Source organism: Streptomyces sp. TG1A-60, assembly GCF_037201975.1.
Lineage (GTDB): Bacteria > Actinomycetota > Actinomycetes > Streptomycetales > Streptomycetaceae > Streptomyces.
Genome location: NZ_CP147520.1, coordinates 5,736,335 through 5,750,968, shown reverse-complemented (window position 1 = coordinate 5,750,968; position 14,634 = coordinate 5,736,335). Strand labels below are relative to the sequence as shown.

Sequence of the window (14,634 nt, the reverse complement as noted above, 5' to 3'; positions counted from 1 at the left end):
CGCCTCTGGGACCCGGCGGCCCGGCGGCCCGGGCAGGGGGGTGGTTCAGGTGGTCGATGGGTCGGTGGTGGTGAGGAGCCAGGTCAGGACGTTCGGGAGGGCTCGGATCGCGGCGAAGTGGGCGGCGGCCGGTTCGCAGACGGCGATGGCGCGGGGGATGCGGTCGGCGAGCCAGGAGGAGTGGGCGGACGGGGTGAAGACGTCCTTCCCGGCGTGCCAGAGCAGCACCGGAACCTTGATCTCGGCGGGGTCGAACCCCCAGGGTCCGGTCAGCGCGAGCGCGTCGTCGATCCAGCCGTACGGCGAGGTCCGCAGCGCCTCGTGGTAGTTGCGCAGCAGCATCGACCGGATGCCGTCGTCCGAGACGATCATCCGGTCCTCGTCCGTGAGGTCGCCGCGCAGCTCGTCGAGCAGCCGGGCGGGGTCGGAGCGGATGGCGGCCGAGCGGGGAATCAGCTTGGCGACGAACCCCCGGGGGTCGGTGAGCGCCGTGTGGAACTCGCGGACGTTGTGGGGCGCCATCCCCGCGAACCAGTCAAGCCCCTCCGCGTCCTGCGGCGCGAGCGTCACCAGCGCGGCGGCCCGGGTGACCCGGTGGGGCAGCAGCGCGGCACAGGCCAGCGCGTGCGGGGCCCCGCCGGACCGGCCCACCACCGCGAACCGGTCCAGCCCCAGTGCGTCCGCGACGACTGCGACGTCCTCCACGACGTCCACGACCCGCCGCCCCGGTCGCCGGTCCGACCCCCCGTACCCGGGACGGTCGTAGCTGATCAGCCGCGCGCCGCGGTGGTAGAGGAACATGGACCGCGGCCTGGGCCCCACCCTGCTCCCCGGCATCCCGTGCAACAGGAACACCGGCCGCCCGTCCGGATCCCCCGCGCACTCGACGCGCAACCGCCGCCCGTCGGCCGTCCGGACATGGTCCGGCGTCCGCACGAGGTCATGCACAGCGTCCCCCTCCCTCGGTCCGCGGACCGGGACCACGCTGCCCGAACATTTCCCGCGCGCCTACCCGGCGAAACGACTGCGCAGGCCAAATAGGTCTGAATCAAAGGGACTTGATACGACGTCAGTGACAGCCTTGACTTCACGCCCCCCGCACGTCAGATTCGAGGCTCCGCACCACGTCCGGGGCGCAAGGGGACCCTCTGCCTCCCGGGGAACAGCACGGCCACCCGTCCCTTCCCGAGGCTGGAGCGTCCGGTATGTCCAAGAGCGCGGATCCTGACAGACGTACAACGGCCCCGGGCGGGCCCTCACGCCGGCGGGTGCTCGGCACGGCCGCGGGGGCGGGTGTCGCGGTCGCGGCGGCCGGTGGGCTCGCGGGGACGGCCGCTGCCGCCGCCCCGCCCCTGCTCGGCACCTACGACGTCGTGGTCATCGGTTCCGGCGCCGCCGGGATGACCGCCGCGCTCACCGCGGCCAAGCAGGGCCTGAGCTGTGTGGTCGTGGAGAAGGCGCCGACGTTCGGGGGGTCGGCCGCGCGGTCGGGAGCCGGGATCTGGCTGCCGAACAACAGCGTGATCAAGGCGGCCGGGGTGCCGGACACGCCGGCCAAGGCCGCCCGGTATCTCGCGGCCGTGGTCGGGGACGAGGTGCCCGCCGACCGGCAGAAGGCCTTCCTCGACCACGGGCCCGCCATGCTGTCGTTCGTCATGGCGAACAGCCCGCTGCGATTCCGGTGGATGGAGGGGTACAGCGACTACTACCCGGAGCTGCCGGGCGGCCTGCCGAACGGGCGGTCCATCGAACCCGACCAGCTCGACGGGAACGTACTGGGTGAGGAACTGGCCCGGCTGAACCCTCCCTATCTGGCCGTCCCGGACGGCATGGTGGTCTTCAGCGCGGACTACAAGTGGCTGGCGCTGACCGCCGTGAGCGCGAAGGGGCTGGCCGTCGCCACGGAGTGCCTCGCCCGGGGGGCCCGGGCCGCGCTGCTCGGGCAGCAGCCGCTCACCATGGGACAGGCACTCGCGGCCGGACTGCGGGCCGGACTGCTCGGCGCGGACGTACCGGTGTGGCTCGACACCCCTCTGACGGAGCTGCACTTGGAGAACGGGTCGGTGACCGGAGCGGTCGTCACGCGGAACGGCGCCCCCGGCCTCGTCCGCGCCCGCAGGGGCGTCATCGTCGGTTCCGGCGGCTTCGAGCACAATGCGGCCATGCGGGAGCAGTACCAGGAGCAGCCCGTCGGGACACGCTGGACGGTGGGGGCGAAGGAGAACACCGGGGACGGTATTCGCGCCGGGCAACGCGCGGGCGCCGATGTGGGCCTGATGGACGACGCGTGGTGGGGCCCGGCCATTCCCACGCCCGGCCAGCCGTGGTTCTGTCTCGCCGAACGCACACTGCCCGGTGGGCTGCTGGTCAACGCGGCGGGGGCGCGGTTCGTCAACGAGGCGGCGCCGTACGGCGATGTCGTCCACACGATGTACGAGCGGGACACCCCGTCCGCCGGGCACATCCCGGCGTGGCTCGTCGTCGACCAGAACTACCGCAACCGGTACCTCTTCAAGGACATCGCGCCGACGTTCCCGTTCCCCGACGAGTGGTACGACGCCGGGGCCGTCCACAAGGCGTGGACGCTGGACGCGCTCGCCGGCGCGATCGGTGTCCCGGCCGGCGCGCTGCGCGCCACCGTCGACCGCTTCAACTCCCTTGCCCGGCAAGGAGACGACCCCGACTTCGGGCGCGGTGACAGCGCGTACGACCACTACTACACGGACCCGTCGGTGCGGCCCAACTCCTGCCTGGCGCCCCTGTGGCTGCCGCCGTACTACGCCCTCAGGATCGTCCCCGGCGACCTCGGCACCAAGGGCGGCCTCCTCACCGACGCCCGCGCCCGCGTCCTCCGCCCGGACGGCTCGGTCATCCCCGGCCTGTACGCGGCGGGCAACGCCAGCGCCGCGGTCATGGGCCGCAGTTACGCGGGGGCCGGCTCGACGATCGGGCCCGCGATGACGTTCGGGTACGTGGCGGCACGGGATATCGCGGGGAAGCTGTGAACGGCCAAGAAGCGGCGTGCCGTCGCTCCGGCGGTCAGCCCGTCCGCCGCAGGCCGATCCACGGGATCGTGTCGCCGTCCCGCAGATAGCGCTCGGCCTCGATAAGCCGTGCCGGAGCGCGAACCGCAGGCCGTCCAACTGCTGCCCGCCATCCTCCGCTCGCCGTCGGCACGCCCCTGCTCAGGCCGGCACAGGGATGGACCAGGACAGCGTCCCGCTCGCCTCCCGAACCCGCGCGAAACTCTTCGTCCGCACCGCGGTCCCGGTCCCGCCGCCGGCGAAGACGAACAGGCGCAGGACCAGGAAGCGTCCGATCCCCGAGAGCCCGGCGGCGCCGAGGTAGACGGCCTGCTCAAGCAGCATCCCGGCCGACGGCTGCACCGCTCGCAGTACGAGCATCGCGGCGCAGGTCACCACGTAGGCGGCCGAGTCCGACCCCGCGGACTGCACATGCTCGCGCCCCCGGACTGGTAGTCCAGCCGGACTTCTGGATTTCCCCTGGTCACCGTCCTGGCAGCGGGGAGTGCGGTGGGGGTGCGGTGGCCGTGGGACGGTCTTGCCGGGATCGTCCCACGCATGTGTGCCCGCGCCGCGTGTAGGGACTGCGTCGGGCACGCGCTTTGCCCCGGCACCGACCCGGACCGCTGCGGGTTCACCATCGCCTTCCGTCCTGGCCCTGCTCCGCGCGGACCCAGAGCGTCACTGGCACAGCCGGGAGATCGCTCAGCACCTCGGCGACATCACCCTCGGCGCCATATACAGACAGCTCTCACGCCGGGCCGAAGACGGACTACTCCGCAAATGCGGCAGGGGCCGCTGCTGGCCCGCTGTTGGATCGAGGATCTGGCGCTGCTGCGCGGGCTCCGCCTCCGTCGTGTTGATCATAGGCTCGACACGTCAGCCACGACAGGAGAATTCATGCTGAACAAGATGCTGCAGATTCCCACCGCAGACGGCCAGGCCGACGCGTTCGCCGCCTTCCCCGACAGTGGTGGGCCGCACCCGGGGGTGCTGATGTACGCGGACGGCTTCGGCATCCGGCCCGTGCTGCGGGAGATGGCCTGCGAACTGGCCGGGCACGGGTACTACGTGCTCGTCCCCAACCTCTTCTACCGGCACGGTCCGGCACCGGTGATCGAACTTCCCGAGCACATCGGAGAAGAGGTCCGGCCCGCGGTCTTCGCCCAGTTGATGCCCTTGATCGAGGCGCACACCGCCGAACGTGTCCTGAGCGACGCCGACGCCTACCTCAGGTTCCTCACCACCCAGCCCGAGGTCGGTGCCGGACCGGTCGCGGTGACCGGCTACTGCATAGGCGGCCTCCTCGCGATGCGCACCGCCGCGGCCCACCCCGTCCAGGTGGCCGCTGTCGCCGGATTCCACGGCCCCGTGGGCGCCGACGGGCCCGACAGCCTGCACCACCTCACCGCCGAGGTCCACCTCGGCCACGCCGAATCCGACCTGACGCCCGAGGCCCTCGGCGAGCTCAACCAGGCCCTGGATGCCGCAGGTGTCAGCTACACCTCCGAGATCTACCCCGGCACCCTCCACGGCTTCACCATGTCCGACACCGACGCCTTCAACCCCGCCGCGCTGCAGCGCCACTGGGACCGCCTGCTGCCCCTTCTCGGCCGCGCCCTGGCCAACGGCTGAGTGCGTTGCGGCAACGGGCCGCGATCTCAAAGCCGCTCCCAAAGGTGGTGTTCTCCACCACGCTGTCGGTGCAGGGTCATGCCCGCCTGGCCTCCGGCGGGCATGACGGAGGAGATCGAGCGTTGCGTGCCGAGCCGGGAGGGGACGACACCGCGATCGGCGGCACGACTCTCGCTGCCGAGGCGGCCTCGTTGGGTCTGATCGACGAGTACCGGGCCAGGGTCTACCCGGCTGGTCGGCGATGGCATTCCGTTCTTCCCCCAGCGCGAGCGCCGGGTGGATCTCGAACTCGTCGAGACCCGCACCTTCAGTTCAAGAGTCGTCTACCTCCGCTACCGCGTGATTCGTACGGCCCTGGCACGCGGCAGGTCTGGAGAAGGACGGGCCGGACACCGCCCACACCGCTGACCCGCTGGCCGTTGCAGGACGGGCCGCCACCTCAGAGCCAGTCTCGGCGAACAGCCATGCGCCCCGGAGACATCGATCACCGAGAGGTCACAAGCCGACAGATGTGATCCTGCCTCCGGAGATCAGGCTCGTGCGTCTCGCTGCTGAACTTCCTTGAGGGCTCCGGCCACCGTCACGAAGTCATTGTCCACGTGGAGGACGGTGTGCCCATGGTGTACAGCTGTCGCACACACCAACAGGTCGATCGCTCCCGCCGCCCGATGCTGGCCTCGCTGGGTCAGTTTGTACTGGGCGGTGTCGGCCCACCGCCAGGCGTTCTTCGGAACAGGAGAGAGCAGACAGAGCGCGTCCTCGACACACTCCAGGAGGACAGCGCCTACCGCGGCCAGGCCCTCAACGTCCTCCCGGCCCTCGCCACCCGCGTCCGGGCCCTGCTCTGCGGCGAGCACGGCTACATGTTCGACACCGTGGAGCAGACCGACTGGGCCGGACTCCTCGACCGGCCCGCCGTGCTGGAACTGGCCTTCATGGCCGACCCCGCCGCGATCGACATGACGCTCGCTGCGGTTCCGGTGCATCCGGCCTCGGCAGTCACGGCTGCCTCCTCTCGGGGCAGCCCAAAGAGAATCTGCCGGATCGCCGGTGGTCCACAGCGGCCAGTGACCTTGGCTGCGAGCTGCGGTCCCCGCCGGAGCCAGCAGAGGTGATCCTCCGGACTGTTTCAGTACGGGCCGCCGCGCCCTGTGCTGACCAGCCTCGGTCGTACGCCAGCGATCTGAACTTTCCGCGGCAGCCCCCGTGCGCTCGCCACATCAGCCTCAATGAGCACGCCAATCACAGAGGTATCGGTCGCAGCGGCTTCGTGATCGTAAACATGGGTGATGCACAGAGCAGCAGGTCAGAAGCTTTGCAGGGTTGAACAGAGGTGATGTACGGACAAACGTAGTACGGTGGCACTATGGCGAATTCACTGGAGACCACCGGGCGCCGTGCCAAGGAGCATCGGTTTGAGGCGCGGCTATCCGACGAGGACAACGAGCTGATTGAGGAAGCGCGGGCGCTGCTCGGGCTGACTCGCACTGACCTGATGGTGCGCGCCCTTCGCGCCTATGCCAAGGACGCCATCGCCGAGTACCGCTCAACCCTGCTCAGCGAGGAGGAGTTCAGCGACCTCCTGGACGCGTTGGACGCCGCACCTGAGCCAAACGAACGTACCCGCCGCGCCGCTGCCCAGATGCGGCAGGAAAGGGCGGCTCATCAGTGACCTTGTATTTCACGGAGCCCATCGACGACCCACTGACGGGCGCCGAGGACTTCGACTGTGGTGTGGAGAGCCTCAATGACTGGCTGCGCGGCCCTGCCATAGGGGTCGAACGGGCCGGACTAGGGCGGACGCACCTGTGGCGGAACGAGACTCGCGTGGTGGCTTACATCACGCTGGCCCCTCACGATGTCCGCCAGGAAAGCGTCGCGAGCCGCAACCGGTATGGCAAGCGTGACCGGCCTGTACCGGGCTATATGCTGGCTCGCCTCGCTTTGGACAAAGCACTGCACGGCCAAGGGCTTGGCACGCGCCTGCTGACACAGGCACTAGAGCTGGTCGCAGAAGCGTCACAGAGGGCGGCGGGGCGCCTCTTGGTCGTGGATGCCATCGACGACCGTGCGGCCGAGTTCTACCGAGCGCACGGCTTCAAGGACATGCGGGCGGTCGCAGACGACCGCCCGCAGCGCCTCTACCGCCCCATCGCCGACATCATCGCCGACGTCACGTGATGTGCACGGATAACAGCAGCCAGAAGCCTTCACCAGGCGCCGGCGGGGGCTTCGAGCACTTCTAAGAAGCCGTTGTAGCACCCCGTGGCCCCATGTATGCGGTCGCCCGCCCGTACTCGTGTCGGCACCGCGCCCACCGGGCAGTCACCCATGTCAGTCGCAATCGCGACGACTGTCAGCCACGGTCTCGACGACGTACCGCGCCCAGGCGTCCACGCTTCCCGGAGGGTGAGGTTTCCGGTCCTTGCCGGGATCCAGCTGACCGAGAATCGTCTCTCCGGAACAGCATGAGCGATGTACCGTCGATGACGCTGCGTCAGGGACGCCTCTGACCTGCGGTGTCGGTCCGGGTTGACTGCTCAGTGGCACATTCGAGATGGGGAGACTTTGGAGCGCACGCCTGAGCAGTTGGGGGCCTGGCTCGAAGGCCGCCGAAGGCAGCTGGGGCTGAGCCAGTCAAAACTCTCGGTCCTGGCCCGTGTCAGCACGCGCAGCATCCGCGACATCGAGCACGGCCGGGCACGCTCGCTGCGCAGCCCCTCGGTGCTCAGACTGATCACGGCACTGGGACCGGAGGCCGAACCGGAGCCAGTCCGCGGCCCAGAACCTGTCCGGCTGAAGGTCCTTGGTCCTCTTGTCCTGCGTGTGGCCGGCCGACCCGTGGAGTCCGGCGCGACGAAGCAGAGCTGCCTGCTCGCCCTGCTCGGCCTGCATCCGGGTGTGTCCGTGTCCCGGGACGAGATCGTCGATGTCCTGTGGGGCGGCCGCCCGCCCGCCAGTTGTCTGAACGTGGTGCACACCTATGTGTCCCGGCTGCGCCATCTGCTCACCCCGGTGGCCCGCCCCAGGGACACACCCGGCGGCGTATTGCGCCGTACCCGGACCGGCTACCTGCTGCAACTGGACCAGGACCAGTGCGACGCGGCGGAGTTCACCGCCCTGGCCGCCCAGGTCTCCCCCACGGCCTGCTCCCCACCCCGTCCGGTGCCCCGGGCGAGGCGTACGCCCAGGCGGAGTCGGCGTTACGGTTGTGGCGCGGACCCGTCCTCCAGGGTGCGCCGTCCCGGGTGCGCGACCACCCCTCGGCCATCACCCTGGCCCGACTGCGGCTGTCGGTGGTACAGGCCCACGCCGACGGCGCCCTCGTCATGGGCAGACCCACGGACGCCGTGCGCGAGCTCCAGAAGGTCGCCGACCTAGAGCCGCTGCACGAAGGAGTCCACGCCCGGCTGATACTGGCGCTCGCCGCCTCGGGCGAGCAGGCCGAGGCCCTGAGCCTGTACACGGCACTCCGCGACCGCCTGGACGACCAACTCGGCGTCCGCCCCGGACGGGAGGTGACCGACGCCCATCAGCGCATCCTGCGCATGGACGTCCCGCGGGCCCACGCGGCCCGGGTGACCGTGTCCCCGGCACCTCCCACCCCGTCGGCCGCCCCCGCGCTACTGCCGTACGACGCCGCGTTCTTCACCGGCCGTACGGACCACCTGGCCCGCTTGGACGCCCTGCTCGCCGAGGTCGGGCCGGGCCTCGGCCGGGGCAGCGTGCTGTGTGCCCTCACCGGTGTCGCCGGGGCGGGCAAGACCGCCCTGGCGGTGCACTGGGCGCACCGGGTACGCGACCGCTTCCCGGACGGCCAGCTCTTCGTGGACCTGCGCGGACACGCACAGGGGGCCCCACTGCGCCCCGTCGAGGCGCTGACCCGGTTCCTGCTCGCGCTGGGTGTCGCCGCGGAGCGTATCCCCGGGACACCCGAGGCCGCCGCCGACCTGTACCGCACCCTGGCCGCCGACCGACGGATGGTGGTCATCCTGGACAATGCCGCGGACCCGGAGCAGATCAGACCGCTCGTGCCCGGCGGCCCCGGCTGCCTGGTCCTGGTTACCAGCCGCGACCGGCTGGCCGGACTGGCCGCCCGCGACGGTGCCCACCGCATCGCGCTGGACGTGCTCAGCGCCGAGGAGTCCCGGCTGCTGTTCGTCCGTACCCTCGGCAAGGCCCGCGTCGACGCGGACCCACGAGCCGCAGCCGACCTCGCCCTTGCCTGCGGGCACCTCCCTCTGGCGCTACGGATCACCGCCGCCAACCTCGGCGACAGCCCCGTCCGCACCCTGCGGGAACAGGCCGACTACCTGCACGAGGGCGACCGGCTGACCGCCCTGTCCGTCACCGGCGACCAGACCACCGCCGTAGGGACTGCCTTCAGTCTCTCCTACCACGCCCTCGACGCCCCGGTCCGGCGGATGTTCCGCTTGCTGGCCCTGCTGCCCGGCCCGGAAACCGGCCTCCAGGCCACCGCCGTCGTCACGGGCACCACCATCGAGGACGCCGCTCGGCTGGTGGAGCGGCTCACCGCCGCCCACCTGCTCCGAGAGCACCGGCCCGGACGCTACCGCTTTCACGACCTCGTGGCACTGTACGCCGCCGAACGGCTCCGCCTGGAGGAGACCGACACCTCCCGCCGATCTGCCTCCGACGCCCTCTACGCCTGGCTGCTGGCCACGGTGGATCGCTGTGCGCTACTGCTCTACCCCGGGATGAAACAGCGCCTGCCCGGTGACGAGGACGCTGCCCGGAGCGATGCGGCGCTGCCGGAGATCACCGACGCCGCGGCGGCGATGCGCTGGCTGGACGCCGAACTGCTCAACCTGGCTGCGGCCGTTCACCAGGCCGCCGCCGAGGGCCATCCGACGGCCTGGCTGCTCGCCAACGCCCTGCGCGGCTATGCCTGGATCCGCAAGCACACTGTGGACTGGAGGGCCCTCGGCCAGGCCGCTTTGTCCGCTGCCCGCGCTGCCGGAGAGCCTTTCGCCGAGGCCGCCATGCACCATGTACTCGGCCACGCGCACGTGCAGCAGGGCCGCGCCGGCACCGCGGTCACCCACTTCGAGCAGCTGCTCGCCCTCGCCGAGGCCGTCGGCTGGCCGGAGGGCGCCGCTATCGCGCATACCAATCTCAGCATGGTCGCCCGGCTCAGCGGCCGGCTGCGGCGCAGCGCGGAGCATCTGGAGCGGGCGATGGAACTCGACCAGCAGGGCGGCCTGTCGGACGGGCACCCCGTCGTCCTCGGCAACCTTGCCCACGTCCTGCGTGACCTGGGCCGCCTGTCCGAGTCACTCGACTGCCTCGTTCGGGCGGAGCGCCTTCCGGCGGCCCTGGACAACCAGCACAACCAGATACGCAGGCTGGCCGACCTCGGCCGTACCCGACACCTGCTCGGCGACACGACGGATGCGGCGCGCCACCTTCAGGCGGCCCTGACGATGGCCAGGGAGTGCGGCGACCTGGGAGGCGAGGCGTATGTGCTGCGGCTGACGGCCGCCGCCCGCAGGGACGCAGGCGACCTCGTCCGCGCCCTGGAACTGGCACGGGCCGCCACCGCCCTCAGCGACCAGGACGTCGACGGCTATTTCAGGGCCGCCGCCCGCCTCACCCTCGGCAGTGTGCTGCTCGCCCTCGGCCGCCACGACGAAGCCTCCGACGCCTACCGGCAGGCGCTGAAGCTGGCCCGCGACCGAGGCGCCCACGACCTGGAGGCCCGCTCCCTGATCGGGCTGGCGTCCGTCCGGCATCCCCTGGACCACGAACAGGCCGCCGAGGCGCTGGACATCGCCCGCCGCACGGAGTACCGCCTGGTGGAAGGCGAGGCACTGACCGCCCTGGCCCGCGCCGACCTGGACCGGAGCGAACCCACCGTCGCGGCCGCCCACGCCCGCGAGGCCCTCGCGGTGCACCGCGCCACCGGCCACCGCAAGGGACAGGCCCTGGCCCTCGACATCCTCGGCCAGGCCGTCGACGCAACGGGCGAGGAGGACCCGGCCCCGTACTGGAAGGAGGCCCTGGAGATCCTCCACACGCTCGGCCCCTCCCGTGTCGCCGAGGCGATACGGCAGCGGCTCACCTCCACGGTGGACATGGAAGGGCTCCGCTCCCGCACCGACGGCTGACGAGGCTGTGGCCGTCGTTCGCTGAGACGGTCGCGCGACGGGGCGTTGGCGCGCCGAGCCGGAGCGGTTCCTCTTCCTGGGCGACGCGGACCGGGCGCTGATCGAGCCGCAGATGCCGCCGAGCAGCTTGGCGTCGCGGACGCCTCGGTGCTGAAGGCGTACGGCGAGCGGGCGAACACCCGGCTGGATCACGTGCGTGGGTGGACGCGCGGGTGTGGATGACCGGGGAGGGGCCGAAGGTGCTGTTCGACGCTGCGGTGGGGTGGGTGTACGAGCAGTGCCGGTCGATTGCCGGTCCGGCACTCCAGATTGCCGGTCGTGACTGCCCGGCCGGGATCATCAGGCGTCCAGCCTGCGCTGCTACGCCTGACCTTGCTCTCTCCTCCCGCATGTCGTGCGAACCGCTGAGATTTCCCGTTTCCGGTCGCACGTGACGCGGCCGTCCTTCACGTTCAAGACGCTGAGTCAACGGAACGTGCGGGGACGGCCGCGATGTTCGTGACACCGCTCGGACGCAGGGCTCCGCCCGCTACTACCGGTGACCGTGCGTGATCTCCAGCAGCGTTTGAGCTCCCTGCCGGCGAGTTGGCTCCCGATGGCCGAGCAGACGTCGTCGGGCAAGGCAGCCGTGTGCGAGTGCTCCGCGACGGACGGCGGCCACACACGGATGCGGGGACCGCACGAACTCGGGCCCGTGCCTCGACGTCGTGGGCTCCGGCACGAACTCCCCATGAGGGGCATTCATTGTCGCTTGAACAAGAGACCGGTCGGCTTCGGTACTGAGATGGGGGGCCGGTCTGATCGCGACGGCTTCCACCATCTCCTGCCGGTGCTGGCTTCCCAGCCCGCTGTGGCCCCGGCGAGATGTCGCCGGACATCACCTCTGCCGACGCCGACGAGTGGGACAAGCCGACCGTCCAAGCGCCCTCGGCGTGACAACACGCCTGGCAACGGTGCGCCGGCACTCATGCCCGGCGCGGTGGCGCCAGCCCAGACCCCGCGCGTGGCCCCGGACTGCTGAGCAACGCCGTGGATTCGGACTGGGTGCCGGCCAAAATGGGCGGTCCGAACGCGCCGGACGATCTCGAGCTCGGCCACCAGAGACAGGAGTGGCCCGCGACGAGCGACCACTCCCAGGCCCTGATGACCACCGGCGGGTACTGATACCACCGCCAGCGTCAGCAGCCGCACCGCGCAGTCCACGGCGAGGCGTTCCGGGACCGCCTCCTCGGGTCGATGGCCGGTCCCCTCCGGTACGAGGCCGTTGGCCCCCTCTTTCGCGAGGAGCCAGAGGCTACACGCCCGGACTTGATGATTTTGGCGGCCTGGAGGTGTTCATCGTCGCGCAGGCGTAGGAGCAGTTCCTGCGAGATCTGCGCGGGGCCCCGGTCGTCGGTCGCCCGCCGCACCGCGCCAACTCAACCCGCGCGGCATCGACGCATCGACGAAGCAGCTGCGAGACAGCCCCTGCTGTTCCCCTGCGTCCTGCGAACGTCCCGAATCCGGCGCCCAAGCCCTCGCATACGCCGCGTTCGGCGGCTTCTCCGACTACCGAGAAGCACATCCGTACAGGTCAGAACCGTTCGAACCGCCGCCGACGGCAGTGCCGTTGAACTGGTGGGCAGCGGATTCAGTCCGTTGACCCAAAGTCCTTAATCCGTAAGCACGAAGAGACGTTTCAGCAGGTCAGAGGCCTGCATGGTGGGGCGGGTGGGACTCGAACCCACGGCCGACGGATTATGAGTCCTTTGAGGATCTTGGCGGTCCTTGCCGATCAACGCTCATCCTTGACGTTTTCGCAGGTCAGATGAGGTTATCCATGTGGGTGCTCCTCAGCCCTTGTCAGTCTGTTCCTGTCCTTGCGGCCTCAACTCGGCCTCAATAAGGCCCCAAGGGGTCAGACCGAAGGCATGCGGGACGATCTCGCCAGCTCGGATAAGCGTCTCGAACTCGTCCGCAGCGGATTGACCTTCCAACGCATACAGACTCCGCCCCGGCGCCACTCACACTCCCGGCCGCCGCCCCGGCACCGGCGGCGGCGTCGGGGGCGAACCCGACGGAGTGAGTGCGACATCCGCGAGATCGATGTCGCCCCCCGCGATGACTTTGCCGAACAGCCACACCAGCCGCGTCGCCCGCGCCACCCCCAGGGCTATGGCCACCTCAGCCAGCCAGTGTGTCCCGCCTGGGTCCCGCTGCGTCGTGTCGAGGATGATGGCCAGCAGGCACAGTCCTGAGATCACCAGCGTCGCGCTGAGGATGCTCATCCAGTTCCGGCGGAACTGCGGCCCCTGTACGGGATGCGTGCGCAGCGTGCGCATACGTTGCCCGGTGGATGCGGCGTACAGGGTGACGGCCGCGGTGATGAAGCTGCCGACGACAGCGGCGACGGTCGCCGTCGCCGTGTAGGCAGCGATCCGCTGTTCCCTGTCGGGCCAGGCCAGCACATCCCCGGCACCTGCGATCTGCACAACCGCCACATGCACGCCGGTGACCGTCAGCGCGAGGACCCAGTCCACCGCCGGCCGCCCCACCCAACGTCGCCACAGCCAATCCAGCACGTCGGCCCCCAGTCCTGCGCTGCTGCTCAGGTTAGCGGCCGGTACTGACAGGCTTCCTGGAGCGCACGTTCATGCGTACGGGCCGCAGCGAAGATCGCGTCGACGGCGTAGCGCAGATCGACCGATCGGCCGTCGGTGAACGCGATCGGCACATCGCACTGCGCTGTGATGCGGTGTGCCAGGAAGTCGAGCGGCTCGTACTCCAGGGACTGTCGGTGCGGGTCCCGTATGGCGACCTGGCCGCTAACCGAGCGCACCACACCCGACTCGTCCATCCACTCGTCGAGGTCGGGAATGAACTGCAGTACATCGCTGCGCAGTTGGGTCGCGGCACGGTTCCTGCGGAACTTGCTCAGCCGTCCCCCGCGCCTGGGAACCTTCAGCGAGAGTGTGATGGAAGTGTCGGGATGACGCTGCCCGAAGCTCCGCAGCGAGTCCGCGAGGTCGCCTCGCGCCCTCAAGGCGCTGACAGTGTCCGCCGGTGCGCCTTCCAGCTGGACGGTGAACTCCGATACCGCCTCGATGCGGTTGAGTTTCTCACGGGCTCGCGCGTGAATGACCGGCTTGAGTACGACCTCGCCGCACGGGAGTCCGATCCCGTTCAGCCACTTGGTGATGGCGCTGACGCGCGGTGCGGAGAAGCCTCCGTGCAGGGCGCCGATGATGTTTCCGTACGGCAGGAAGCAGAGCGTGGTCACATGGACGACATCCGTGCCGGCAGCGAGCTGCAGAGCTTCAATGGTGCCGTTGCTGTGGTCGAGCTGGTGCGGCACCTCACCGGTGATCTTGGCGAGCTGCAGATGGTCGGCTGCGGCGGTCGTATCCACGATCCCGACCAGCTGATCGTCCGCGCTGCGCACGATCCGCTCGTGCGGCTCCGAGGCCGCGACACGGTCAAGGAAGTTGCGCCAGGGCTGGGGCTCCATGCGGGGCTGGCCGCGTTTGGCTTCTACGATCTCGAAGAAGAACACGGTTCGCTTGCGTGCCGTCCCCGCCATACCCGTCTCCCCGCCTGCGGCTCACTGAGTGCCCCATGACCGTAGACGGATGGATGGTGGCGCACGGCATGCCGGCCACAGAATGGCCTGATCACGGCAATCTCATTCCTCGTCCGCCTCACAACCGTCTCAGCTTTTCGACCGACCCCTGCGATACCGCCTCCCACCTGGCAAGATGTCCAATTCAGTGGTCTGACGATTTCAAACAGCCACGATTCGCCGCATACCATCACCCGTCACACGGATCACGTCGGTAAGCAAGCGGGTCGGGCAGCGGAAAGGTGCGGTG

The 14,634-nt window shown here is 70.0% G+C and carries 10 protein-coding genes and 3 pseudogenes; 7 read left to right on the top strand and 6 right to left on the bottom strand.

What is annotated here, in order from left to right; genetic code table 11:
* Nucleotides 1-45: 45 nt before the first annotated feature.
* Entirely contained in the window at nucleotides 46-948 is a 903-nt protein-coding gene (locus tag WBG99_RS24885) for an alpha/beta hydrolase (RefSeq protein ID WP_338898425.1), read from the bottom strand.
* Nucleotides 949-1,205: 257 nt separating this feature from the next.
* Here WBG99_RS24885 and kstD point away from each other — a divergent pair, with 257 nt between their 5' ends.
* Nucleotides 1,206-3,005, top strand: a complete 1,800-nt coding sequence (kstD, locus tag WBG99_RS24880) for a 3-oxosteroid 1-dehydrogenase (RefSeq protein ID WP_338898424.1) — start codon at nucleotides 1,206-1,208, stop codon at nucleotides 3,003-3,005.
* A 180-nt stretch (nucleotides 3,006-3,185) separates the two neighbouring features.
* Here kstD and WBG99_RS24875 read toward each other — a convergent pair whose 3' ends face one another.
* Nucleotides 3,186-3,455, bottom strand: a complete 270-nt coding sequence (locus WBG99_RS24875) for a hypothetical protein (protein WP_338898423.1) — start codon at nucleotides 3,453-3,455, stop codon at nucleotides 3,186-3,188.
* 468 nt (nucleotides 3,456-3,923) lie between these two features.
* Between WBG99_RS24875 and WBG99_RS24870 the strand changes: the two genes are divergently transcribed.
* Together WBG99_RS24870 and WBG99_RS24865 are read left to right on the top strand one after the other, a co-directional pair.
* Nucleotides 3,924-4,658, top strand: a complete 735-nt coding sequence (locus WBG99_RS24870) for a dienelactone hydrolase family protein (RefSeq protein WP_338898422.1) — start codon at nucleotides 3,924-3,926, stop codon at nucleotides 4,656-4,658.
* Nucleotides 4,659-4,663: 5 nt separating this feature from the next.
* A pseudogene (locus tag WBG99_RS24865) lies at nucleotides 4,664-5,066 on the top strand (dihydrofolate reductase family protein); the annotation flags it as partial.
* Nucleotides 5,067-5,188: 122 nt separating this feature from the next.
* On the opposite strand, the pseudogene WBG99_RS24860 reads toward WBG99_RS24865, so the two are convergent.
* Both WBG99_RS24860 and WBG99_RS24855 read right to left on the bottom strand, forming a co-directional pair.
* A pseudogene (locus tag WBG99_RS24860) lies at nucleotides 5,189-5,416 on the bottom strand (VapC toxin family PIN domain ribonuclease); the annotation flags it as partial.
* A gap of 101 nt (nucleotides 5,417-5,517) precedes the next feature.
* On the bottom strand, nucleotides 5,518-5,661 hold the full coding sequence (locus tag WBG99_RS24855) for a hypothetical protein (RefSeq protein ID WP_338898421.1): 144 nt from the start codon (nucleotides 5,659-5,661) through the stop codon (nucleotides 5,518-5,520).
* A 363-nt stretch (nucleotides 5,662-6,024) separates the two neighbouring features.
* On the opposite strand from WBG99_RS24855, the gene WBG99_RS24850 reads away from it, so the two are divergent.
* From WBG99_RS24850 to WBG99_RS24835, 4 genes and pseudogenes are all read left to right on the top strand, one after another.
* The gene (locus WBG99_RS24850; RefSeq protein WP_338898420.1) at nucleotides 6,025-6,330 is read left to right on the top strand and encodes a DUF1778 domain-containing protein; all 306 of its coding nucleotides are present in this window, start codon (nucleotides 6,025-6,027) and stop codon (nucleotides 6,328-6,330) included.
* Nucleotides 6,327-6,839: a GNAT family N-acetyltransferase gene (locus tag WBG99_RS24845; protein ID WP_338898419.1), complete on the top strand. Its 513-nt coding sequence runs from the start codon at nucleotides 6,327-6,329 to the stop codon at nucleotides 6,837-6,839. The genes WBG99_RS24850 and WBG99_RS24845 overlap by 4 nt, the downstream gene beginning before the upstream one ends.
* A 543-nt stretch (nucleotides 6,840-7,382) precedes the next feature.
* Nucleotides 7,383-7,616 (top strand): annotated as a pseudogene (locus tag WBG99_RS24840) (hypothetical protein); the annotation flags it as partial.
* Nucleotides 7,595-10,786, top strand: coding sequence for a BTAD domain-containing putative transcriptional regulator (locus WBG99_RS24835; protein ID WP_338898418.1), 3,192 nt, complete (start codon nucleotides 7,595-7,597; stop codon nucleotides 10,784-10,786). The pseudogene WBG99_RS24840 and the gene WBG99_RS24835, both read left to right, overlap by 22 nt.
* A 2,003-nt stretch (nucleotides 10,787-12,789) precedes the next feature.
* On the opposite strand, the gene WBG99_RS24830 is transcribed toward WBG99_RS24835, so the two are convergent.
* Nucleotides 12,790-13,347 carry a hypothetical protein gene (locus WBG99_RS24830; RefSeq protein WP_338898417.1) on the bottom strand — a complete coding sequence of 186 codons (558 nt, stop codon included), beginning with the start codon at nucleotides 13,345-13,347 and terminating at the stop codon, nucleotides 12,790-12,792.
* A gap of 26 nt (nucleotides 13,348-13,373) precedes the next feature.
* Nucleotides 13,374-14,345, bottom strand: coding sequence for a hypothetical protein (locus WBG99_RS24825; protein ID WP_338898416.1), 972 nt, complete (start codon nucleotides 14,343-14,345; stop codon nucleotides 13,374-13,376).
* Nucleotides 14,346-14,634: the final 289 nt, after the last annotated feature.